This is a genomic window from Nocardia vulneris (genome assembly GCF_001613425.1).
Taxonomy (GTDB): Bacteria; Actinomycetota; Actinomycetes; order Mycobacteriales; family Mycobacteriaceae; genus Nocardia; species Nocardia vulneris.
Genome location: NZ_BDCI01000036.1, coordinates 121,896 through 143,812 on the forward strand (window position 1 = coordinate 121,896; position 21,917 = coordinate 143,812).

21 protein-coding genes are annotated in these 21,917 nt (G+C 69.1%); 11 read left to right on the forward strand and 10 right to left on the reverse strand.

Annotation, left to right across the window (positions count from 1 at the left end; genetic code table 11):
- Positions 1-110 precede the first annotated feature (110 nt).
- The 4 genes from NVU01S_RS32440 (at position 111) to NVU01S_RS32455 (ending at position 3,473) form a co-directional block, all read left to right on the forward strand.
- Positions 111-1,298 carry a DUF6986 family protein gene (locus NVU01S_RS32440; RefSeq protein WP_052280458.1) on the forward strand — a complete coding sequence of 396 codons (1,188 nt, stop codon included), beginning with the start codon at positions 111-113 and terminating at the stop codon, positions 1,296-1,298.
- Positions 1,295-2,260 (forward strand): allantoicase, encoded by a 966-nt coding sequence (alc, locus tag NVU01S_RS32445; protein WP_042255812.1) that lies wholly within the window; start codon positions 1,295-1,297, stop codon positions 2,258-2,260. The genes NVU01S_RS32440 and alc overlap by 4 nt, the downstream gene beginning before the upstream one ends.
- Complete coding sequence (gene puuE, locus NVU01S_RS32450) at positions 2,257-3,159, forward strand: allantoinase PuuE (RefSeq protein ID WP_043668418.1); 903 nt, start codon at positions 2,257-2,259, stop codon at positions 3,157-3,159. Before alc ends, puuE begins: the two co-directional genes overlap by 4 nt.
- 95 nt (positions 3,160-3,254) lie before the next feature.
- The gene (locus NVU01S_RS32455) at positions 3,255-3,473 is read left to right on the forward strand and encodes a hypothetical protein (RefSeq protein ID WP_043668420.1); all 219 of its coding nucleotides are present in this window, start codon (positions 3,255-3,257) and stop codon (positions 3,471-3,473) included.
- Between the two features lie 43 nt (positions 3,474-3,516).
- Here NVU01S_RS32455 and NVU01S_RS32460 read toward each other — a convergent pair whose 3' ends face one another.
- A complete protein-coding gene (locus tag NVU01S_RS32460) occupies positions 3,517-4,650 on the reverse strand; it encodes an alpha/beta hydrolase family protein (RefSeq protein WP_043668423.1) in 1,134 nt (377 codons plus the stop codon).
- A 478-nt stretch (positions 4,651-5,128) separates the two neighbouring features.
- Between NVU01S_RS32460 and aceA the strand changes: the two genes are divergently transcribed.
- The 3 genes from aceA (at position 5,129) to metE (ending at position 10,129) form a co-directional block, all read left to right on the forward strand.
- A complete protein-coding gene (gene aceA / locus NVU01S_RS32465) occupies positions 5,129-6,418 on the forward strand; it encodes an isocitrate lyase (protein ID WP_029899715.1) in 1,290 nt (429 codons plus the stop codon).
- Between the two features lie 442 nt (positions 6,419-6,860).
- Entirely contained in the window at positions 6,861-7,733 is an 873-nt protein-coding gene (locus NVU01S_RS32470) for a 3-hydroxybutyryl-CoA dehydrogenase (protein ID WP_014988627.1), read from the forward strand.
- A gap of 92 nt (positions 7,734-7,825) precedes the next feature.
- A complete protein-coding gene (gene metE / locus NVU01S_RS32475; protein WP_043668427.1) occupies positions 7,826-10,129 on the forward strand; it encodes a 5-methyltetrahydropteroyltriglutamate--homocysteine S-methyltransferase in 2,304 nt (767 codons plus the stop codon).
- A 90-nt stretch (positions 10,130-10,219) separates the two neighbouring features.
- Here the strand turns inward: metE and NVU01S_RS32480 are convergent, their stop codons facing one another.
- From NVU01S_RS32480 to NVU01S_RS32490, 3 genes are all read right to left on the reverse strand, one after another.
- Positions 10,220-10,951 carry a ZIP family metal transporter gene (locus NVU01S_RS32480; protein ID WP_043668579.1) on the reverse strand — a complete coding sequence of 244 codons (732 nt, stop codon included), beginning with the start codon at positions 10,949-10,951 and terminating at the stop codon, positions 10,220-10,222.
- A 136-nt stretch (positions 10,952-11,087) separates the two neighbouring features.
- Positions 11,088-12,317, reverse strand: coding sequence for an AI-2E family transporter (locus tag NVU01S_RS32485; RefSeq protein WP_043668430.1), 1,230 nt, complete (start codon positions 12,315-12,317; stop codon positions 11,088-11,090).
- Between the two features lie 63 nt (positions 12,318-12,380).
- Positions 12,381-13,433 (reverse strand): NAD(P)-dependent alcohol dehydrogenase, encoded by a 1,053-nt coding sequence (locus NVU01S_RS32490; RefSeq protein ID WP_043668433.1) that lies wholly within the window; start codon positions 13,431-13,433, stop codon positions 12,381-12,383.
- 148 nt (positions 13,434-13,581) lie between these two features.
- Between NVU01S_RS32490 and NVU01S_RS32495 the strand changes: the two genes are divergently transcribed.
- Positions 13,582-14,670, forward strand: coding sequence for a S1C family serine protease (locus NVU01S_RS32495; protein WP_043668436.1), 1,089 nt, complete (start codon positions 13,582-13,584; stop codon positions 14,668-14,670).
- On the opposite strand, the gene NVU01S_RS32500 is transcribed toward NVU01S_RS32495, so the two are convergent.
- Both NVU01S_RS32500 and NVU01S_RS32505 read right to left on the reverse strand, forming a co-directional pair.
- Positions 14,667-15,233, reverse strand: a complete 567-nt coding sequence (locus NVU01S_RS32500) for a vitamin K epoxide reductase family protein (protein ID WP_052280459.1) — start codon at positions 15,231-15,233, stop codon at positions 14,667-14,669. The two genes, NVU01S_RS32495 and NVU01S_RS32500, sit on opposite strands and share 4 nt — an antisense overlap.
- Entirely contained in the window at positions 15,230-16,006 is a 777-nt protein-coding gene (locus NVU01S_RS32505) for a DsbA family protein (RefSeq protein ID WP_042265520.1), read from the reverse strand. The genes NVU01S_RS32500 and NVU01S_RS32505 overlap by 4 nt, the downstream gene beginning before the upstream one ends.
- A gap of 210 nt (positions 16,007-16,216) precedes the next feature.
- Here NVU01S_RS32505 and NVU01S_RS32510 point away from each other — a divergent pair, with 210 nt between their 5' ends.
- Positions 16,217-17,059 carry an LLM class flavin-dependent oxidoreductase gene (locus NVU01S_RS32510; protein ID WP_307684157.1) on the forward strand — a complete coding sequence of 281 codons (843 nt, stop codon included), beginning with the start codon at positions 16,217-16,219 and terminating at the stop codon, positions 17,057-17,059.
- A 7-nt stretch (positions 17,060-17,066) separates the two neighbouring features.
- On the opposite strand, the gene NVU01S_RS32515 is transcribed toward NVU01S_RS32510, so the two are convergent.
- Genes NVU01S_RS32515 through NVU01S_RS32530 form a run of 4 tightly spaced genes read right to left on the reverse strand, consistent with a single transcriptional unit; the run spans position 17,067 to position 19,753 of the window.
- Positions 17,067-17,915 (reverse strand): polyphosphate kinase 2 family protein, encoded by an 849-nt coding sequence (locus NVU01S_RS32515; protein WP_043668442.1) that lies wholly within the window; start codon positions 17,913-17,915, stop codon positions 17,067-17,069.
- A gap of 54 nt (positions 17,916-17,969) precedes the next feature.
- Entirely contained in the window at positions 17,970-18,707 is a 738-nt protein-coding gene (locus NVU01S_RS32520; protein WP_043668445.1) for an ESX secretion-associated protein EspG, read from the reverse strand.
- The gene (locus NVU01S_RS32525) at positions 18,704-19,342 is read right to left on the reverse strand and encodes a hypothetical protein (protein WP_043668449.1); all 639 of its coding nucleotides are present in this window, start codon (positions 19,340-19,342) and stop codon (positions 18,704-18,706) included. Before NVU01S_RS32525 ends, NVU01S_RS32520 begins: the two co-directional genes overlap by 4 nt.
- Before the next feature lie 21 nt (positions 19,343-19,363).
- Complete coding sequence (locus tag NVU01S_RS32530; protein WP_043668453.1) at positions 19,364-19,753, reverse strand: hypothetical protein; 390 nt, start codon at positions 19,751-19,753, stop codon at positions 19,364-19,366.
- 140 nt (positions 19,754-19,893) lie between these two features.
- On the opposite strand from NVU01S_RS32530, the gene NVU01S_RS32535 reads away from it, so the two are divergent.
- Both NVU01S_RS32535 and NVU01S_RS32540 read left to right on the forward strand, forming a co-directional pair.
- On the forward strand, positions 19,894-21,123 hold the full coding sequence (locus tag NVU01S_RS32535; protein WP_043668456.1) for a serine hydrolase: 1,230 nt from the start codon (positions 19,894-19,896) through the stop codon (positions 21,121-21,123).
- Positions 21,124-21,275: 152 nt separating this feature from the next.
- Positions 21,276-21,890 (forward strand): hypothetical protein, encoded by a 615-nt coding sequence (locus tag NVU01S_RS32540; protein WP_063048202.1) that lies wholly within the window; start codon positions 21,276-21,278, stop codon positions 21,888-21,890.
- Positions 21,891-21,917 lie beyond the last annotated feature (27 nt).

Here is a 21,917-nt window from a genome sequence, read left to right on the forward strand (position 1 = left end):
GCGGCGCGAGTATCAGGCCCGGAGGCGGCAGCGAGCGTAACCACGGAGGGACAGCGAGGGCCGCAGGTCGAGCGCAGCTGCCGGAAAGTGTCCGAGCGCGGGTCGATGCGATGCTCGACACCGTCGATACCGAGTTGCGCACGCGCTATCCGGGACCGGACGGGCGGGCGCAGCCGATCCATGTCGCGTATGTCCCCGCGGACCGGATCGCCGAGGACACGCCTGTCGCGTGGGGCGCGGCGGCCGTCGAACTGCTGGACGAGCACGCCGCCCTGCTGACCGAGCTGGACGCGACCGGCTCGTTGCCCGACGTGCGCCTGCGGCTCGCGCAGGACCCGATCCAGGATCTGCGCATCGATTTCGAGGACGGCTACGGGTTCCGCGCCGACGACGAAGAGGACAAGGCGGCACACGAGGTGGGCTCGGTGCTGGCCGCCTGGGCGCAGCGGGCGGATCGCCCGCGCAGCTTCGGGATCCGGACGAAGGGCCTCGCCGCGGCGGAGCGCGGTCGCACGCTGCGCACGCTCGAGCTGGTGCTGGCCGGGATGGGCGAGGTGCCCCCGGGATTCGTGTTCACCGTGCCCAAGATCCGTGCGGCGGAACAGGTTCGGGCGCTGGTCGCGCTGTGCGAGGGCCTGGAGAGCGGTTACGGCCTCGCCCCGGGGGCGCTGCGGTTCGAATTGCAGATCGAGAGCCCGCAGGCGATCATCGCCGCCGACGGCACCGCGCCCATCGCCCGGATGCTCGGCCTGGCCGACGGACGGTGCAGCGCACTGCATTTCGGTACCTACGACTACACCGCCGCGTGCGGCGTCGCGGCCCCCGATCAGGCGCTCGACCACCCCGCCGCCGACTACGCGAAGGCCGTCATGCAGGTGGCCGCCGCGCAGACCGGGGTCTGGGTGTGCGACGGCTCCACCCAGATCGTGCCCGATGTCGCGCCGGAAGCCGCGCTGCGCAACCATCACCGCCTGGTCGGCCGGGCGCTGCAACGCGGCTACTACCAGGGCTGGGACATGCATCCGGGCCATCTGGTCACCCGCTGGCTGGCGACCTACGACTTCTTCCGGCAGGCGATAGCGGTGGCCGTGCCACGGTTGCAGGCCTACCTGGACCGGCGCTCGGGCGGCGTCATGGACGAACCGGCCACCGCGGAAGCTTTGGCCGCCACCGTGTTACGCGGACTCGACTGCGGGGCACGCACCCCGGCGGAACTGGCCACCCACGCACCCGAGCTGACCACGGCGGTGCTGCGCGCCCTGGTCACGCGCGCACCGCTGCCGGAGGGGGCCCGATGACCGACGCGGACTTCACCCTGCTGCCCGACCTGGCGGTGCGCCCGCTCGGCGGCTCGGTGATCTGGGCGAACGACGAATTCTTCGCGGAGAAGGAGAATTTGATCAATCCAGGCCCGCCCGACTATCAGACATCGACGTTCGGGCACAAGGGCCAGGTCTACGACGGTTGGGAAACCCGTAGGCACCGGGGCCGGCCCGGCGACGATTCGGCCATCGTGCGACTCGGCGTGCCCGGTGTGATCCGCGGCGTCGTGGTGGACACCGCCTGGTTCAAGGGCAACTACCCGCCCGCGGTGTCGGTGTCCGCGCTGGAGGTACAGGACTATCCGACCGCGGAAAGCATTGCCGCCCGCGAGGATTGGGTGACGCTGGTCGATCGCGCCCCCGTCGCGGGGGACAGTCGCAACCCGTTCGCCGTCGCGAGCGAACGACGGTGGACGCACGTGAAGCTCACCATGCACCCAGACGGCGGGGTGGCCCGGCTCCGGGTGCACGGCGAAGGCAGTCCCGATCCCCGCTTGCTCGGCCTCGGCCCGCTCGATCTGGCGGCACTGGAAAACGGTGCGCTGGTGCTGGATTGCTCCAACCGCTTCTACAGCTCGCCGAATCAGCTGCTGTATCCCGGCCTGGCCCGGCGGATGGGGGACGGCTGGGAGACCGCGCGGCGTCGCGACGACGGCAACGACTGGGTGCGGATCCGGCTGGCCGGTCCCGGACTGATCCGGTTGGCCGAGATCGACACCTCGTATTTCCTCGGCAACAGTCCGGGCGCGGCCCGGCTCACCGGGCGCACCAACGACGGCACCGAGCTCGAATTGCTGCCGCGCACCGACCTTTTGCCCGACACCAGGCATCAGTTCGCGATCGCGCCGATGGCGGCGTCGGTGGAGGAGGTCCGCCTCGACATCTACCCCGACGGCGGCCTGGCCCGGCTCCGCCTCTACGGGGAGCTGGGCGGGTGAGCCGGGAATTCGTCGGTTACGGCCGGACGCCGCCGGACCCGCAGTGGCCCGGCGGCGCGCGGCTGGCCGTCCAGTTCGTGCTGAACTACGAGGAGGGCGGGGAGAACAACGTCCTCGACGGCGACCCGCACTCGGAGACCTTTCTCTCGGAAATGACTCCGGCGCAGGCGTTTCCGAATCGGCACATGAGCATGGAGTCGCTCTACGAGTACGGGTCGCGGGCCGGGCTGTGGCGGGTGTTGCGCGCGTTCGAACGGCGTGGACTGCCGTTGACCATCTTCGCGGTCGCGCGGGCGATGCAGCGAAATCCGGAGGCGGTGGCCGCTTTTCGCGAACTCGGGCACGAGATCGCCGGGCACGGCCTGCGCTGGCAGTCCTATCAACTGGTCGACCGGGACACCGAGCGGGCGCATCTGGCCGAAGCGGTGCGCGTCCTCACCGAACTCACCGGGGCCGCCCCGCTCGGCTGGTACACCGGGCGTGATTCGCCGAACACCCGTGAGCTGGTGGTCGAGCACGGCGGTTTCGTCTACGACTCCGATTCCTACGCCGACGACCTGCCCTACTGGGTCACCGTGCAGGGGACGGACCAGTTGGTGGTGCCGTACACGCTGGACACCAACGACATGCGGTTTGCCTCACCCGCCGGGTTCCCCACCGGCGAGCAGTTCTTCGCGCACCTGCGCGATGCCTTCGACGTGCTGTATCGCGAAGGCGCGGAAGGCAACCCGAAGATGCTCTCGGTGGGCCTGCACTGCCGCATCGTCGGCCGTCCCGCGCGCATGGCCGCCCTGGAACGCTTCCTCGATCACGTGCAGTCCCACGACAAGGTCTGGATCGCCCGCCGCATCGAGATCGCTGAGCACTGGCGCCGGGTGCACCCCGCGCGGGTCCACTGAGCGCCGACTCGCTGCGAGGACGGCACAATTCGGGTCATGTGCGCCGCGGGCTCGCCGATTAATTTCGGTGGTCGACCAATGCACAAGGAGCTCGAATGATCGCAGTCCGTGGGTTCGCAGGCGCCGCCCTGATCGCCGCCGCCGCACTGGCCGGAACCGGTGCGGCCGGTGCGGCCCCCGTGCCGCTCGAACCGCATACGCCGGTGGCGACCGAGTCGGTCGCGGGCAGTTGCGGTGGGATCACCGAGCCGTTCGCGGCGCTGGTCTGCGCGCTCAGCAGCCTGTCCGGCAATCAGGGGCCCGGCTTTCCGTGATCGGGTGACCGCGGCCGCTCGACGGGCGGCCGCGGCACGCAGCTCAGCCGAACAGCCCGGCGACGAACGGCAGGGAATCCGGCAGTGAGGCGTTCACGGTGCCGCTGTGATCCTCGGGGTAGGTGTGCAACTGGACCGGCTGCCCGTTCGCCTGCAGGACGGCGGCGAAGCGCAGGGTCTCCGGCGTGATCACATCGGTGTCGCGCAGGCCCTGGCCGAGGAAGATCGGCTTGTCGTAACCGGATTCGGGCAGGCCGAGGTAGCGGCTCAGTAGCCCGTGCAGGTCGGGGATCTGCGCGAGCGGCTTGCTGAACAGATCGCCCACGATCACGCGATTCGCGCCCAATTCGTCGCCGAGCGGCAGCAGGCACTCGGTCCGGGCCGTAGCCAGCCACGCGCGGCCCGCATCGGTCAGGTAGGACTCGATGTCCAGCTCGGGGAACGTGGTGCGCAATCCGTTGAGGATGTAGAGCACGTACGCGGTGGTGTGCGGGCTGAGTTTCACCGGCGGCACATGCGGGCCGAGCGGCAGCAGAATGTCTTCGATATAGGCGGGCGTGCCGGTGCCCACCGCGCCGCGATAATCGAGGTCCGGCCCGCCGAATTCGGTGGCATAGCGCGCGGTGAAGATCGCGGCCCCCGCACCCTGGGATTGGCCGACCACCGCCCATTTCTTCGACAGCGACGAATAGTGTCCCGTGGCGGCTTTGACCGCGTCCACGACGTTGTGCGCCTCGACCACCCCATTGAGATACGGGTGTTCGCCCGGTGTGCCGAGCCCGGCGTAGTCGGCGGCAACTATCGCGTAACCCTGGTTCAGCCAGGTGCCCAGGTAGGCCCAGTCGCGTTCGACGGCGCTCGGCCCCGCGAGGCTGTACGCGCAGTCGTCGCCGATCCCGACGGTGCCGTGCGCCCAGGCGATGACCGGCCAGCCGCCCGCGGGCGGTGCGCCCGGCGGGAAGTAGACGGCCGCGCTCGCGGTGGTCGGCACGTCGTTCGCGGTGGTCGAGCTGTACAGGATGCGACTCGACTGAGCCGCGCCCGGCGGCGTCGCGGCCGGGGCCAGCGCGCCGGCCGATTCGACGGTGCCGACCGGCGTCGCCGCCGCGGTCGGCAGGTGTAGCAGGCTGAAGGCGCAGGCGAGGGTGACCGCCGCGGCGATGACCGGTTTCCGCATGGGGGCTCCTGGGTCCGAGGTGCGGGCTGCCTTCCGCGGGCAGCCGGACGTACGTCCAGGCCGAGTCTGCCCGACCGCACGCGCGCGGCGCAGGCTCGGGTGGCGTGGGCCACACCGGCGGCACCCGCCCCGCCTTGTGAACGTCCTCACAAACCGGAATGCGAGCGGGGGTCGATGACCGGCAACCGGGCGAGCCCAAACAGTACGGGCGTTACGCTGAAACCGCACGTCAGGGCTACCGGCGGGTAGGTTCCACCTTTGCAATTCACAGGCAAATTTTGCAAAGTTAGCAAACCAGTGTGGAAACCTAGCTGAGATTCACATTAGCAACAGGTAGACGGCCATTTCGCATTGTGCAATCGTGTGGAAGTACACCCCATGGGCCTAGCAAGCCTGCAAATTGCCGCTCCAGCAGTTCGAGTCGTTTATCCGCTCGGCCGTGGGGCACATCGACCTAAACGAGGAAGTGGAGTCAGAGATGTCGAACGCCGGCACCCCGAAGACCGCTGCGGAAATCCAGCAGGATTGGGACACCAACCCGCGCTGGAAGGGCGTCACCCGTAACTACACCGCGGAGCAGGTGTCGAAGCTCCAGGGCACCGTCGTCGAAGAGGCCACTCTCGCCCGCCGCGGTTCGGAGATCCTCTGGGATCTGGTGAACAACGAGGACTACATCAACTCGCTGGGTGCCCTCACCGGCAACCAGGCGGTCCAGCAGGTCCGCGCCGGCCTGAAGGCCATCTACCTGTCCGGTTGGCAGGTCGCCGGTGACGCGAACCTGTCCGGCCACACCTACCCGGACCAGTCGCTGTACCCGGCCAACTCGGTGCCGTCGGTGGTGCGTCGCATCAACAACGCGCTGCTGCGCGCCGACGAGATCGCCAAGGTCGAGGGTGACGACTCGGTCAAGAACTGGCTGGCCCCGATCGTCGCCGACGCCGAAGCCGGCTTCGGTGGCGCGCTGAACGCCTACGAGCTGCAGAAGGCCATGATCGCCGCCGGCGCCGCCGGTGTGCACTGGGAAGACCAGCTGGCCTCGGAGAAGAAGTGCGGCCACCTCGGTGGCAAGGTGCTGATCCCCACCCAGCAGCACATCCGCACCCTGACCTCCGCGCGCCTGGCCGCCGACGTCGCCGACGTCCCCTCGGTGATCATCGCCCGCACCGACGCCGAGGCCGCCACGCTGATCACCTCGGACGTGGACGAGCGCGACCGGGAGTTCCTGGACGGCACCCGCACCGCCGAGGGCTTCTTCGGCGTGAAGAACGGCATCGAGCCCTGCATCGCGCGGGCCAAGGCCTACGCCCCCTACGCCGACCTCATCTGGATGGAGACCGGTGTGCCGGACCTCGAGGTCGCGCGCAAGTTCGCCGAGGCCGTCCGTGGCGAGTTCCCGGACCAGCTGCTGGCCTACAACTGCTCGCCGTCCTTCAACTGGAAGGCGCACCTGGACGACGCGACCATCGCGAAGTTCCAGCGTGAGCTCGGCGCGATGGGCTTCAAGTTCCAGTTCATCACCCTGGCCGGCTTCCACTCGCTCAACTACGGCATGTTCGACCTGGCCTACGGCTACGCCCGCGAGGGCATGACCGCCTTCGTCGACCTGCAGGAGCGCGAGTTCAAGGCCGCTTCCGAGCGTGGCTTCACCGCCATCAAGCACCAGCGTGAGGTCGGTGCCGGCTACTTCGACACCATCGCCACCACCGTCGACCCGAACACCAGCACCGCTGCGCTGAAGGGCTCGACCGAAGAAGGTCAGTTCCACTGAGTTGTTCGGCGTCGCCTGCGGCGCCGCGTGTTCGCGGCCCCCAAGGTTCGCCGCCGAGCACTCGAGACTCGCGCCTGCGGCGCATGCGCTTCGAGCGCTCGGCAGCGAACCGGCCGCGAACGGGCTCGTCGGGCTCGCCCCGGACGGGGTTGCGTGAGCACCGACGTCCCGATCGAGGTTTTCGCCAAGGGAGGTTGCCCGACGTGAATACCGCCAGACCTCTACTCCAGTAGGGGTGTACCGCCCTCCCCGCCGAACAGCCCCGGCAGGGAGGGCATCCCTATAACTTGGACGATCGAGGGGCCGCTCGCACCAGAGCAAACCCCTTCCGCGGTGCGACCGTCAGGCCCGGAGGAGGAAGCTTGCGTAACCACGCAGGGCCCGGCCGCGCCGCACATCCAACACAGCCACCGACTAGCCAGACCAACAGCAGGAGCGGGACGTGAGCAGCGAGAAGATTCAGCGCGTCGGCATCATCGGCGCCGGACAGATGGGTGCCGGAATCGCGGAGGTGTGCGCCCGGGCGCACGTCGACGTGCTCGTCTACGAGCAGACCCGGGAGCTGGCCGCCGCCGGCCGCGCCCGCATTCTGCGCTCCCTCGACCGCGGCGTCAGCAGCGGCAAGATCACCGAGCGCGAACGCGAACAGGCCGCCTGGCGCCTGCGGTTCACCTCCGACCTCAACGACTTCGCCGACCGCCAGCTGGTGGTCGAGGCGGTGCTCGAGGACGAGAAGGTGAAGACCGCCATCTTCGCCGAGCTCGACAAGGTCGTCACCGACCCGTCGGCCGTGCTGGCCTCCAACACCTCCTCCATCCCGATCATGAAGATCGCGGTCGCCACCACCCAGCCCGAGCGGGTCGTCGGCATGCACTTCTTCAACCCGGTCCCGGTGCTGCCGCTGGTCGAGCTGGTCACCACGCTGAAGACCAGCGAGGCCGTGTCCAAGCGGGCCGAGGCGTTCGCCGGCGAGGTGCTGGACAAGCAGGTCGTGCGCTCCGCCGACCGCTCCGGCTTCGTGGTGAACGCGCTGCTGGTGCCGTACCTGCTCTCGGCCATCCGGATGGTCGAGTCCGGTTTCGCCACCAAGGACGACGTGGACAAGGCCATGGTGCTCGGTTGTGCGCACCCCATGGGTCCGCTCGCGCTGACCGACCTGGTCGGCCTGGACACCGTGAAGTCGATCGCCGACTCGATGTACGAAGAATTCAAGGAGCCGCTGTACTCCGCTCCGCCGCTGCTCATGCGTATGGTCGAAGCTGGGTTGCTCGGCAAGAAGACCGGCGCGGGCTTCTACCAGTACAACCGAGCCTGAGCTCTTTCGATCCAACCCCCCAGGCGCATTAGCGTGCGGCGTCCATGCCAGGCAATGGGCGCCGCGCAGCCATCGAAGGGAGCAGCGCGCTCATGGTGAACGTGACCGACGGCTACGGGTCGAGCATCCTCGGCTATCCGCGGATCGGGCCGCATCGAGAACTCAAGCGGGCACTCGAGGCCTATTGGCGCGGTGCGCTCGACCGCGACGGACTGCTCGCGGTCGGCCGCGACATCCAGGAACGGCAGTTCAACGAGCTGGCCGCGACCGGACTGACCCAGGTGCCGGGCAATACTTTCTCCTTCTACGACCACGTGCTGGACAACGCCCTGTTGTTCGGCGCGGTGCCCAAGCGGTTCGAACCGTTCCAGGACGAGATGGACCCGCTGGACTTCTATTTCCTGATGGCGCGCGGTCGTCCCGACCTGCCGCCGCTGGAACTGGTCCGGTTCTTCGGCACGAATTACCACTACCGGCAGCCGGAATTGGCGGCGGAGACCGAGTTCTCGCTGCATCCCGAGGCGCTGCTCGACGAGTTCGACCGGGCCAAGGCTCAGCACATCGAGCTGCGCCCGGTGGTGCTCGGCCCGCTGTCGCTGCTGCTGCTGTCCAAGGCGGGGCAGACCCCGGGCCAGGACGAATTCGACACGGTCAGCCTGCTGGACAAGCTGCTGCCGGTGTACGAGCAGCTCTTCGAGATCCTCGCCAAACGCGGCGCGACCTGCGTGCAGCTCGACGAGCCCGCGTTCACCAGTGAGCGCACCCCCGCCGAGCTGGCCGCGTTCGAGCGGGCCTACCAACGGCTGTCGAAGGCGCCGCTGCGCCCGCGGATGCTGGTGACCGGGCAGTACGGCGATTTCGGTGCGGCGCTGCGCATCCTGGCCGCCAGCAATGTGGAGGCGATCGGGCTCGACCTGGCCAGCTACCGCATCCGGCCCGACGATCTGGCGGCGATCCCGGGTATTCGCCGGAAGCGGTTGTACGCCGGTGTGATCAGCGGCCGCAACGTGTGGCGGGCCGATCGCTACGTGACGCTGGAGTACCTGAACCAGCTCGCGCAGGTGTGCCCCGACCTGGTGGTCTCGACCGGCACGACGCTGCTGCACGTGCCCTACGACCTGCTCATCGAATACGACATCCCGGGCAACGTGGCCGATCGGCTCGCCTTCGCGAAACAGAAAGTGGGCGAGGTGGTTTCGCTCGCCAAGGCGCTCACCGAGGGCCCGTCGGACAAATGGCGCAAGCGGCCTACCGAGGTGCACTTCAAGCAGAAGCACGCGGTGCGGCAACGGGTTTACGCGGTGACGCCGGAAATGCGTTCGCGGGAACCGTACGAGGTGCGCAAGCAAGCACAGCAGGCCAGGCTGAACCTGCCGCCGGTGCCCGCGACGACGCTGGGTTCCTTCCCGCAGACCACCGCGGTCCGGCAGGCGCGCCACGAACTCGGTCAGGGCCGGCTGTCCTACGACGACTACCGCAAGCGGATCGAAGCCGAGATCGAGTCGACCATCCGGTTGCAGGAAGACATCGGGCTCGATGTGCTGGTGCACGGCGAGCACGAGCGCAACGACATGATCCAGTACTTCGCCGAGCTGCTCGACGGCTTCGCCACCACCCACTACGGCTGGGTGCAGGTGTACGGATCCCGTTGTGTGCGACCGCCGATCATCTACGGTGACGTGTCGCGGCCCGCGCCGATGTCGGTGGAGTGGATCAGCTACGCGCAGTCGCTGACCGACAAGCCGGTCAAGGGCATGGTGACCGGACCGGTCACCATGATCGCGCGCTCGTTCGTCCGGCAGGATCAGCCGCTGCACGAGACCGCGGACCAGGTGGCGCTCGCCATCCGGGACGAGCTTGCGGACCTGGAGAAGGCGGGCATCGCGATCATCCAGGTCGACGAGCCCGCGATCCGGGAGATGCTGCCGCTGCGTCCGGAGGGTCGCGCGGAGTACCTGCGCTGGGCGGTCGGCGCGTTCCGGCTGGCCACCTCCGGGGTCAAGCCGGACACCCAGATCCACACGCACATCGGCTATTCCGGCCGGGCCGAGGTGGTCGACGCGATCGAGGAGCTCGACGCCGATGTCACCGCGATCGTCGCGACCCGGTCGATCGAATGGGTGGTCACCGCGCTCGAGGCGGACAGCGGCACCGACCACGGCCTGAGCCACGGTGTCGGTCCCGGTGTCTACGAGAGCCGTTCGGCCCGCATCCCGGACATCGACGAGCTCGACGAATTGCTCACCGCCGCAGCACAAGCCATCACGCCCGAACGACTATGGGCGAATCCGGACGGTGGTTTGAAGACCCGGCACTACTGGCAATTGGAGCCGTCGCTGCGCAACCTGGTCGCGGCGGCCCGTCGAGTCCGCCGCCGCGCACTCGCCGCCGAATAACCGAAACGTGGTGCCGCCCCCTGTTTCGACAGGGGGCGGCCTGCGTTCGCCGACCTCGGGTTCGACTCGGGACGCGCCGCGATCCGAACCTCAGTGGTTCAGGGCGGCGACGACGAACATCAGGGCGGCGCCGAGAACGGTGCAGGCCAGGGTGAGGCGGGAGGGGTGTTCGGCGTGGGCCTCGGGGAGGATGTCGGCGGTGGCGAGGTAGAGCAGGAAACCGCCGAAGTAGCCGAGATAGAGGCCGACCATGCCCTCGGGCACATGGATGAGCGTGCCGACCACGGCGCCGATCACCGGTGCGACGGCGTCCAGCCCGAGCAGGGTGAGGGCGCGTTTGCGGGCGTTGCCGTAGAGCGTCGAGATGGTGAAAGTGTTGAAACCGTCCGCGAAATCGTGCGAGATGACGGCGATGGCCACGGCCGCGCCGACGGTGGCGCCCGCCTGGAAGCCGAGCCCGATCCCGAGCCCGTCCAAGAAGCTGTGGAAGATCAGGCCGGCCGCGGCGAGCACGCCGACCGACTCGAAACCGTGTGTGTGCGTGCCGAATTCCTGTTCGTGGCCGGTATGGATGGCCACGGCGCGTTCGATGACGTGGATGGTGAGGAAGCCGCCGACGGCGGCGATCAGCACGGCGGGCACGCCGAGCACATCCTGCGCGGATTGTTCCAGGGCCTCGGGGATCAGATCGAAGAACACCACGCCGAGCATCACGCCCGCGGCGAGTCCGAGCACCAGGTGCCTGCGGTCGCCGATGCGGACCGCAACGAATCCGCCGACCAGCGTGGAGCACATGGACACCAGCGCCAGCAGAATCGCCATCGCACCAGCATGGGTGATCGGTCGCGGCGCGCCCGGCATCTCCGATCGGCGAGTTCGTCACCCGGACCGACCAGCACGTTCGGTGGCGGCGCGGACCGCCGACCCGCCTGCTCGGGCCCCCGGGTTCGGCGCGTGACTACGCGCCTTTCGCGCGATCGGTGCCGGTGAAACGGATGGTCAACTGCCGAGCCCACTTTCGGTGCGGCTTGGGCGGCGGCGGTGGCAGCGGCGCGTCCAGGTCGACATCGGTCTGCACTTCGTAGCGCCGGATGTAGGCCCCGGCGAAAGCCTGGACGGTGGCGGTGACCGGAATGGCGAGCAGCGCACCGGTCGCGCCGAGCAGGGCGGCGCCCGCCAGCACCGCGCCGAAGGCGACGGCCGGATGCATGTCCAGCGTGGTCGCGGTGATTCTCGGTTGCAGCACATAATTCTCGAACTGCTGATACAGGACGATGAAGCCGAGGATCCACAGCGCGTCCGACGGTCCGTGCACCAGCGCCACGATGACCGGTAACGCGCCCGCGAGGTAGGTGCCGACGGTCGGGATGAACTGCGACACCACGCCCACCCACAGCGCGAGCGCGAACGCCGAGGGCACGTCGAGCACCCGCAACGCCACGTAGTGCGCCAAAGTCGAAGCGAGCGCGAGCAATCCGCGCGAATAGATGTAGCCGCCGGTCTTCTGCACGGCGATATCCCAGGCGCGCAGCACATGCAGCTGCTTGCGCGGCGGCAGCAGTGAGCACACGGCATTGCGGAACCGGGGGCCGTCGGCGGCGAAGTAGTACGTGAACAGCAGCACCCCGAGCGACTGGAACACCACGCTGACCGCTTTCGTGCTGATGTCCCAGGCGTTTCCGGCCGCGCCCTCTAGGTACTTGCTCCAGTTGCTGGTGTACTTCTCGAGGTCGGTGCCGGATATGTGCGTGTTGAAGGTGCGGTTGACCCAGTCGATGCCTTGATCGGCGTATTCCGGCGCGTTGTTGACCAGGGTGGTGATCTGGTCGATCAGCAGCGAGCCGAGCGTCCAGAAGAACGCGACGACCACCGAGATCAGGACGAGAAAGACCACTCCGGTGGCGAGCCCGCGTTTCATGCCGCGGCGCGCGAGCCAGTTCACCGCGGGCTCGATGGCGAAGGCGAGGAACAGCGAGACCAGCACGATGGTGAGCAACCCTTGCAGCCGGGTCAGCGCCCAGAACCCCGCGAAGAGTCCGGCGACCGTGGCCGCGGCGAGCAGGAACGCGCGCAGCAGCCACGGCGGCGGCGCGGACGTCATCTCCGCGGTGACCACGGCCTCGCCGGGCGCTACCGGTACCGGCGCGTCCGTGGGCGCTGGCGCGTTGTCGTCTTCTTCCGAGGCCACATCGCAAACGTACCCATATCGGCCCGTCTCACCGCGTTATCGCCGGGGTGGATACCTGGCGGCTCACATGGTCGAGACGTCGATGACGAAGCGGTACCGGACGTCGCTGGCCACCACCCGGTCGTAGGCCCCGTCGATCTCGTCGGCGGAGATCACCTCGATCTCCGCGCCGATGCCGTGCGAGGCGCAGAAGTCCAGCATCTCCTGGGTCTGCGCGATACCGCCGATCATCGAGCCGGCCAGCGAACGGCGCAGTCCGGTGATGGTGAACGGCTTGATGCTCATCGGGTTTTCCGGCAGGCCGAGGATCACCAGCGTGCCGTCGAGCTTCAGCATCTTCAGGTAGGAGTCGATCGGCAGGTCCGCCGAGACGGTGTTGAGGATCAGGTCGAACTGGTTGCGCAGGTCGCGGAAGGTCTGCTTGTCGCTGGTGGCGTAGTAGTGGCTCGCGCCGAACAGCTTGCCGTCCTCCTGCTTGCTCAGCGAGTGGCTGAGCACAGTGACCTCGGCGCCGAGCGCCGCGGCGAGCTTCACCCCGACATGCCCGATCCCGCCCATGCCGATGATGGCCACCTTCTTGCCAGGCCCGGCGTTCCAGTGCCGCAGCGGCGCGAACAGGGTGACGCCCGCGCAGAGCAGCGGGGCCGCCGCGTCGAGCCCGATGCCCTCGGGAATGCGGACGACGAAGTTCTCGGTCACCACGATCTGAGTGGAGTAGCCCCCGAGGGTGTAACCGCCGGGCTGCACCGACTCCTCGACAGGCGTGTTGTAGGTCATGGTGGCGCCGCGGACGCAGTACTGCTCCTCGTCGGCCAGGCAGGGTCCGCAGACTCCGCACGAGTCGACCATGCAGCCGACCCCCACGCGATCGCCCACCTGGTATTTGTGCACCGCGGAGCCGACCGCGGCGACCAGGCCCGCGATCTCGTGGCCGGGCACGCAGGGATACTTCGCGCCGCCCCACTCGTCGCGCGCGGTGTGGATATCGGAGTGGCAGATGCCCGCGTATTTGATGTCGATCAGCACATCGTGCGGGCCCAGCTCCCGGCGTTCGATGGTCTTCTTCTCGAACGAGCCATCGGGTGCGGATATCGCGTATGCGGCTGCTGTCGTCATGCATACATGCCTACCGTCGCATGCGCCCGGTTGCCAACCATGACAGGTAAACAGTTCGGTACACGGCGGCTCGCAGAGTCGTCGATAGCCCCCGGACATGATCATCGCCAGCCACAATGGAATGCGCAGGTGGACCGAGCGGAGAGCGATGAGCGAACAACGGTATGGGGGCCGCGCGCTGGTGACGATCGTCGCCGCGCTGCTCGCCGTGGCCGGATTCCTCGGCTATCGAGGCGAACTGCCCGGCTGGCCGCCGGGAACGGCCGAGATCGCCGCGCCGGTCGAGCTACCACCGCCCCCACCGCTCGATCCGGTCGCGGTCGCCGCCGCCGTCGACCCGGCGCTGGTCGACATCAGCGCGTCGATGCGGCCGTTCGGGCTCGGCGCGGCCGGGTCGGGCATCGTGCTCACCGCCGACGGCCAGGTGCTGACCAGTCATCACGTGGTCAAGGGCGCCGACACGGTGACGGCGACCGTTGTCGGCAACGGCCGCACCTACGACGCGGTGGTGCTCGGTTACGACGCCGCCGCCGATATCGCGCTGCTCGCGCTGTCCGGCGCCGCCGACCTGGCGACGGCCCGCATCGGCAACTCGGCCGAATTGCACGTGCGCGACGAGGTATTGGCGATCGGCAACGCGGGCGGCATCGGTGGCACGCCGACCGCGATCCAGGGGTCGCTCACCGATCTGGACAGCACCATCGTCGCGCTCAACTCCGCCGACCTGTCCCGCAAGCCGCTCACCGGCATGCTCGAGGTGGCCGCCGCGGTGAGTTCCGGGCAATCCGGCGGCGCGCTGGCCGACCGTCAGGGTGCGGTGGTCGGGGTGATCGCGGCCGCCTCGGGTGATCCGGCGCGGGCCGGGGGCCGGCCGCCGAACGGGTACGCGGTGCCGATCGACACCGCGATGCAGGTGGTGCGGCAGATCCGGTCCGGCGTGCCCACCGACACCGTGCACATCGGGCCGACCGCGACCCTCGGCGTGCTGACCTCCGACGCGAAACCCGTTGGGGCACGGATCGATCTGGCCATCTACGGGCTGCCCGCCTACGCGGCCGGACTGACCCACGGCGAGGTGATCACCTCGGTGGACGGTCGCGCGATCACCTCGGCCCGCGCCCTGCACTCGGCGATCAACGTGCGCAAACCCGACGACGCGATCCAGCTCGACGTGACCGACACCGGCGGCAACCGCCGCACGGTGACCGTCGTGCTCGCCCGCGGCACGCCCAACTAGAACAGCGACAGCCAGTAGTCCTGGAAGCGCAGGAAGATCAGCAGCAGCACCACCGCGTAGAACAGCGCGACGATGGTCCACCGCCACTCCGCGAGCACCCGCAGCGGACCACGCGACCCGCCCCAGAGCTGATCGGTGACCACCGCGAGCAGCGGGGTGATGATCGCCCACACCACCATGCAGTACGGGCAGAGCGCGTTGATCCGGTACAGGCTCTGGAAGATCAGCCAGCAGATGAAGCCGACGCCGAGCAGCGTGCCCAGCCACAGCCCGCCCCAGATCCAGCGCGGCAACCCCACCCCGGCCACCGACAGCACCCCGAAGGTGACCACCACCGAGAAGGCCGCGATGCCGATGATCGGGTTGGGGAACCCGAACACCGCGGCCTGGTCGGTCACCATCACCGAGCCACAGGACAGGATCGGGTTGATGCTGCACGACGGGGTGTAACCCGGTTCGGTGAACAGCTTGAACCGTTCGATGGTCAGTGCCATCGAGGCCAGCCAGCCGGCCAGCCCGCCGAGCAGCAGTACCCAGGCGGCCCGGGGCGGGGCGGTGATCACTGCGCCGCGGCGGCGGCGATCACAGGACCGAGACCGCCGGGCCCGAAGATCTCCTGGCTCGACTCGACCTGCTTGCCGTTGACGAACACCGACGGCGTCGACTTGATGCCGCTCTTCAGCACGTCATCGGTGCGGGCCTGGATGTACTTGTCGTACTTCACATCCGTAATGCAGTTCGCCACCGCGTCGGGGTAGCCCGCGTCCTTGGCGATCTGGACCAGCTTGTCGTTGGGCAGGCCCGCGCCACCCTCCGGCGGCTGCTGGGCGAACATCGAGGACACCCAGGCCTGGTACTTGGTCGGGTCCGCCTCGGCCACGCAGTACGAGGCGTTCGCCGCGCGGGTCGAGTACCGGGTGGTCGACGCCTTGTCCAGGAACGCGATCACGTCGTATTCGACCGCGGCCGTGCCGTTGTTCACCGCGTCGGCGAGCACCTGGGCGTTCGCGCCCTCGAAGCCCTTGCACGCGGGGCACTGCAGGTCGGCGACGACCCGCACGGTGACCTTCGCGTTCGGCTTGCCGATGCGCACCGCCCCGTTGTCGGTGATGGTGCCGGTGACCCCGTCCGGGGAGGTGTTGGCGGCCGCCGGAATCGAGGGGGTGGGGCCGGGATCGTCCTTGCGGGCCTTCTTCACCGCGACACCGATGCCGATCGCGGCGATCAGGCCGATCAGCACGGCGGCCACGGCCACCTGGATGAAGATCTTGCGGTTGCGGTCGGCGCGATTCGCCGCCAGCAACGGATTCTTCTTCCCACCCGGGTTCTTGCTCACCGTGCGTTCACCACGCCTTTCGCTCGACTGCCGGTACCTGCCGCCACGATGGTAGAGCGCGAACTCGTCCCCGTGTGGTCGGGCCACGGCCCACATCATCGTGAACGAACCTGAGAGATTCCGAAATATCGGGCACTGGCGACGCCGAAAAATCCGTGTGGGTATTCCGGAGTTCCGGTCGAGAATGGTGGGATGACTGCTCTCGGTGCTGTGTTTCGACCGCAAAATCCGCCGGAACGGCTGCGTGCCGTCACCCGGGTCGCCGAGGAATCGGGGCTCGAACAACTGTGGCTGTGGGAGGACTGTTTCTTCGAGAGCGGTATCGCCAGTGCGGCGGCCGCCCTCGCGTGGACCGAGCGGCTGCACGTCGGCATCGGGCTGCTGCCGGTGCCGCTGCGCAATGTCGCGTTGACCGCGATGGAAGCCGCGACGCTGCACCGGCTGTTTCCCGATCGGGTGCTGCTCGGCGTCGGGCACGGCGTGCTGGACTGGATGGGGCAGGTGGGCGCGCGGGTCGAGTCGCCGGTGACGTTGCTGGCCGAGTACCTGGACGCGCTGCGCGCCCTGCTCGCGGGCAAGCGGGTCACCACCTCGGGACGTTATGTCCAGCTCGAGGATGTGGCCCTGGACTGGCCGCCCCTGGCACCGCCGCGCATCTACGCGGGGGCCAGGGGCCCGCGCTCGATCCGGCTGTGCGGGTCGCATGCCGATGGGACGCTGCTGGATTCGATCGCGGGCCCGGACAGCGTGCGGGCCGCGCGCGCGTTGATCGAGGAGGGCCGGGCCGCGGCGGGCCGCACCGACCGGCATGTGGTGGTGGCGAATCTGCTCGCGGTGACCGGCCCGGACGCGGCGGCCCGGCTCGCGCACGTCCACGCCACCACGACACCGCCGCTGGCCGGTGTCGCCGGTGACGCGCAGGCGGTCGCGGACGCGGTCCGCGCGCTGGCCGCGGCGGGCGCCGACACCGTGGTGATCCAGCCGACCGGGGACGAGCCGGATCCCGAAGGCTTCGTTCGCTTTGTCGCCGAACAGGTTCGGCCGCTCATCTAGCCGGCGGTCAGGCTTTGTCGAGTCGCCGCTTCTGCTCCTCGACGTCGAACTGCGCGGCAGGCCACTCGAGCTCGAGTCGCTCCAGGGCGTCGATGAGCAGTTCGGTGACGGCGAGCCGGGAGAACCATTTGCGATCGGCCGGCACCACGTGCCACGGCGCGTACTCGGTGGACGTGCGATCCAGCATGGCCTGGTACGCCTCCTGATAGGCGGGCCAGTAGCCGCGCTCATCGATATCGGAGGGGTTGAACTTCCAGTACTTGTCCGGCCGGTCCAGCCGTTCGCGCAGCCGCTTCTTCTGCTCGTCCAAGGAGACGAACATCGCCACCTTGACCACCGTGGTGCCTTCGTCGACGAGTTCCCGCTCGAAGGCGTTGATCTCGTCGTAGCGCGGTTCCCACTCCTTTTTCGGCACCAGGTTGTGCACGCGGACCACCAGCACGTCCTCGTAGTGCGAGCGGTCGAACACCCCGAGCTGGCCGCCGCGCGGCAGTGCGTTGCGGATCCGCCACAGGTAGTGGTGGCGCTTCTCCTCCTCGGTCGGGACGCCGAACGCGTGGTGGTCCACGCCCTGCGGATCGACCGAGCCGATCACGTGCCGGACGATGCCGCCCTTGCCCGCGGTGTCCATGCCCTGCAGCACCAGCAGCACACTGCGCAGGTCGCCGGAGCGCCCGTTGGCGTAGAGCCGCTCCTGCAGCGCGGACAGCACCGTGGTGCGTTCGGCCAGCAGGTCCAGGCCCGCGGCCTTGTCACCGGTGAAGCCCGGTGTCGCGGAGGTGTCCAGCTCGGTGATCTGCAACCCGTCGGCCTGCAGCGCTGCGGTAGCCGGGACGGACCAGCCCTTCTTAGCCATGCACTACAGCTAACCAGGTGCGCGCCGCGTGGGTCGGTGCGACGGCGCAGCGTGTCACCCCCGGATGTGGGCGAGCGCGACGAGTTGCGCGGCGAAATCCTCGTCCGAGACCGGGGTGAGGATGAGGTCCTGCGAGGTGGTCAGCAGGTAGCGGCCGTCGCCGGTGAAATCGAGCCAGGTGCGGTGGCGGGTGGGCGGCGACATCGGATTGTCGGGTTCGACGGTGACGGTCAGGAAGCCCCGCCCGTCGACGGGCTTGCGTAGCGTGTGCCGGAAGCGGGCGGCGCCGCGCTGGCCGTTGGTGCCGAACGGTTCGGTGCGCTCCGGGCCGAGCACCGCGTCCTGGGGTTCGCGCATGGTGCCGAGTTTTCCGGGGCGGGCCGGGCCGATGATCTGCACCAGGCGCTCGCCCACCGCACGCGCGTGGCACATCAGCACCGTGACCTTCTCCGGGGCGGCGACCAGGATGCCCGCATGATTGTGCACCACCGCGGCGTAGACCAGGATGCGTTCGGTGTCGGTGTCGGTGCCGGAACCGTTGCGCGGCAGCGTGTTCCGTTCCCCGGACAGGGTGATGGTGGTGGCGTCACCGCGGCCGCACAGCATGAGCGCGGCGGCCAGGTCCGGGTCGGCCTGCCGGGCGAAGCGTTGCGGCAAACGCAGTGCGGCGTATTCGGATTCGGTGCGCACGGTGGCCGCGGGCACCATGTTGACCGGGTACGGCCTGCGATCCAGGCCCGTCTCGTTTTCCCAGACATGTGAGAACTCGTCCGGGGTCAGCACCCATTTCACCGCGTGCCGCCCCCGTCGCCGGCCGGTCGCGCGCCGTCGGACGGGGCGAGGAATTGGGGCACGCAGTCGCCGGAGGCGGGCATGGTCGGCGCGTAGACGTAGGTCATCGTGTCCCGGACATCGGCCTCGACATCGGCGGCGGCGCTGTCGTGCGCCATCCGTCGCTTGCCGCCGTAGACCGCCTCGGCGGCCGGATCGTCCAGCGGCCGATACGGTTCGGGCGGCGGGATCGCACTCCGAATGGTTTGCGCGGCATCACCGTTCAGTTCCATCAGCCGCGCCACCGCACGGCAGACGTCCTGCGCCTCGATCCCGGTGCGGACGAACTCGCGGGTGGCGCGCAGTGCGGCGTCGGCGGTGTGGCCCGACCAGCGGGCGAATTCGCGGTTGGCGGCATCGGAAAAGGCCTGGAACGCCTCGGCCAGCGCGCCGGCGTGCGCCAGCCAGGCCGCGGCGACCTGGCCGAGCGCGGCCGGGTTCAGCGGCTCGCGGACCAGCTCCCAGATCTCCTGGTGGGTATAGGAACCGAACAGCTCCCGGTCGGCCGCGTAGGCGGGATCGGTTGCGCCGGTGCGTAACCCGGCGAGCTCCTGTCGGATGTGCTCGGCGGCGGCGCGGGCTGCGGAGTCTGCCATCGGTTCAGTTCCCTACTGCTCTCATCGCGACTCCAGATGCGCGGTGACCACCGCGAGCGCGGCCCGGTGTGCCGCCTCGGCGTCGGCGAAGCGTTTGCCCGCGGCCAGATACGCGGCCTTGAACAGCAGCGCCGTCTCCTGAAAGGCCGCGAGCGTGTCCAGGTACTGCCTGCCCTTGTCGCGGAAACCGCGGGTGAGGCCGTGGCCGGTGGGTAGGTTCGGGAAGCCCGTCACTTCGGTCACCAGATGGCCGGTGGTCATGGCGCGGCGTAGGTCCTCGACGAGCTTGTCGCATGCGGCAGCGAGGTTTTCGGCGACCTCGGCGTCCAATTCGAAGGGCTTGCCCGTGCTGCCGGTGGCCGCCGCGTACAGCTGCCGTGCCGTCCCCTGCCCGGTATCCGGTACCGCCATGTGGGAACCCCCTCTGTTCGGTCCACTGCCTGGCGCGGTATTGGATGGGCACTCTACCGGTCGGTAAGGCGCGACGGGCGTGGCTTCGGCGGCTGTGACCAGGGGCACGATTGCCCGCGACAGGTCCGTATGCTGGCTGGATGGGCGCGCTGGCGGGCACTTTGGTGACGATCGCCGAGGATCTGGACTCGGTGACGACGGTGGGTCACGAGGACGACCCGGCCGCGGCGGGCTCGACCCGCGCGGCGGTCGACGCGGTGTGGGAGTCCGTGCGCGACTGGTATCGGATGGGCACCACCCCGGCGATTCAGCTCTGTCTGCGGCGCGACGGCAAGATCGTGCTGAATCGCGCCATCGGGCACGGCTGGGGGAACGCGCCGGGCGATGCGCCCGACGCGGCGCGGGTGCTCGCCACGCCGGACAGCCCGTTCTGCGGGTTCTCGACCGCGAAGGGGGTCGCGGCGGCGGTGATGTGCATGCTGGCCGAACAGGGCGCGTTCGGCCTGGACGAGCCGGTGTGCGCCTACATTCCGGAGTTCGCGGCCCACGGCAAGGACCGGATCACCATCGGTGACGTGCTGTCGCATTCGGCGGGCGTGCCGTTCATCACCCCGCCCTACAAAGGTTTTCAGCTCATCGTCGACGAGGAACTGGCGGTGCGCGCGCTGGCCGATCTGGTGCCCAGCTGGCCGACCGGCCGCTTCCGGATCTATCACGCGATGACCGGCGGGCTCATCCAGCGGCTGCTGGTGCAGCGGGCGACCGGGAAACGGATGCGCGAGCACCTGGCCGAGCAGGTACTGGACCCGCTCGGGTTCCGGTGGACCAACTTCGGCGTCGACGCCGAAGAGGTCGACCAGGTCGTGCCGAGTGTGCAGACCGGTCCCGGACCCTCGCGGGTGTCGAAATTCCTGGCGCGCAAGGCTCTCGGCGGCGGCATGGGCAAGGCGGTCTCGGATGCGGGCACGCGGGCGCTGCTCACCGCGGAGCTGCCCTCCGGCAATCTGGTCACCACGGCGGCCGAGCTGTCGCGGTTCTACGAAATCCTCGCGCGCGGCGGCGAATTGGACGGGATCCGGATCATGCGACCCGAGACCGTGCGCGCCGCGGTGCAACCGGCGAAGTGGCTGCCCGGCCTCGCCGGGCGGGTGAGCCGGGCCGGGTACGAACTCGGCGGCCGCAGATCGAAATTCGGCCGTGACACCCGCGCCCACTTCGGCCGCAGCGGCCTCACCACCCAGTACGGCTGGGCCGACCCGGCGCGTGGACTCGCCGGAGCCGTGCTCACCAGCGGCAAGGCGACCACCGACACCGACCGCCCGTGGCGGCTGGTGGCCCAGATCTCCGATACCTTCCCGCCCGGGCGCTGAGGCCGGTCCCGCGGCGTTCGCCGCATCAGAGCGAAGGGGTATCGGCCGAGGCAACGGCGTGAAAGTAACTGGTGTGTATCGAATTTGGGTGTTCGGCCGATAGGAGAGCGGGGGTGCGGTATGCGCGCCTGTGCTCGAAATGGAGGTCGAACATGGTGAATCCGGGTAGAAGTAGCCGCACGTACCGGCGACTGGTCCTGCTGACAGCCGTCATCGGAGCCTCGGCACTCGCGCCGGTGGCGGCCTTCGCGGCCCCGGACCCGACCGCGCCCGCTGCGCCCACCACGGCCGCGCCGGTCACCCCGGCCCCGCCGGTGACACCCCCACCGACCAACCCGCCCGCGCCGACGACCCCGCCGGTGACCACCCCGCCGCCCACCACGGCGCCCAAGCCGCCGGCCGATCCGTACGGTCCCGACGGCTACGACTCCTCCGGTTACGACCGGTTCGGTTATGACCGATTCGGTTACGACCGCGACGGATACGACCGCTCCGGACTGGACCGCCGGGGTAACGACCGCTCCGGCTACGGCCGCGACGGTTACAACGACGAGGGTTTCGACCGTTCCGGCTTCGACCGCTCGGGTTATGACCGGTGGGGTTACGACCACTCCGGCTACAACCACAATGGTTTCGACCGTTGGGGTTATGACCGCTGGGGCTACACCGCGCAGGGTTGCGCCAGGTCCGGGGAAGACAAGCCGGACGCCGATCACGCCGCCTGCGAAGCGCGACGGCAGCGGCCGCCCACCGGCAGTGCTTCCTGAGTTTCGTTGACCCGGATGGCCTTTCGC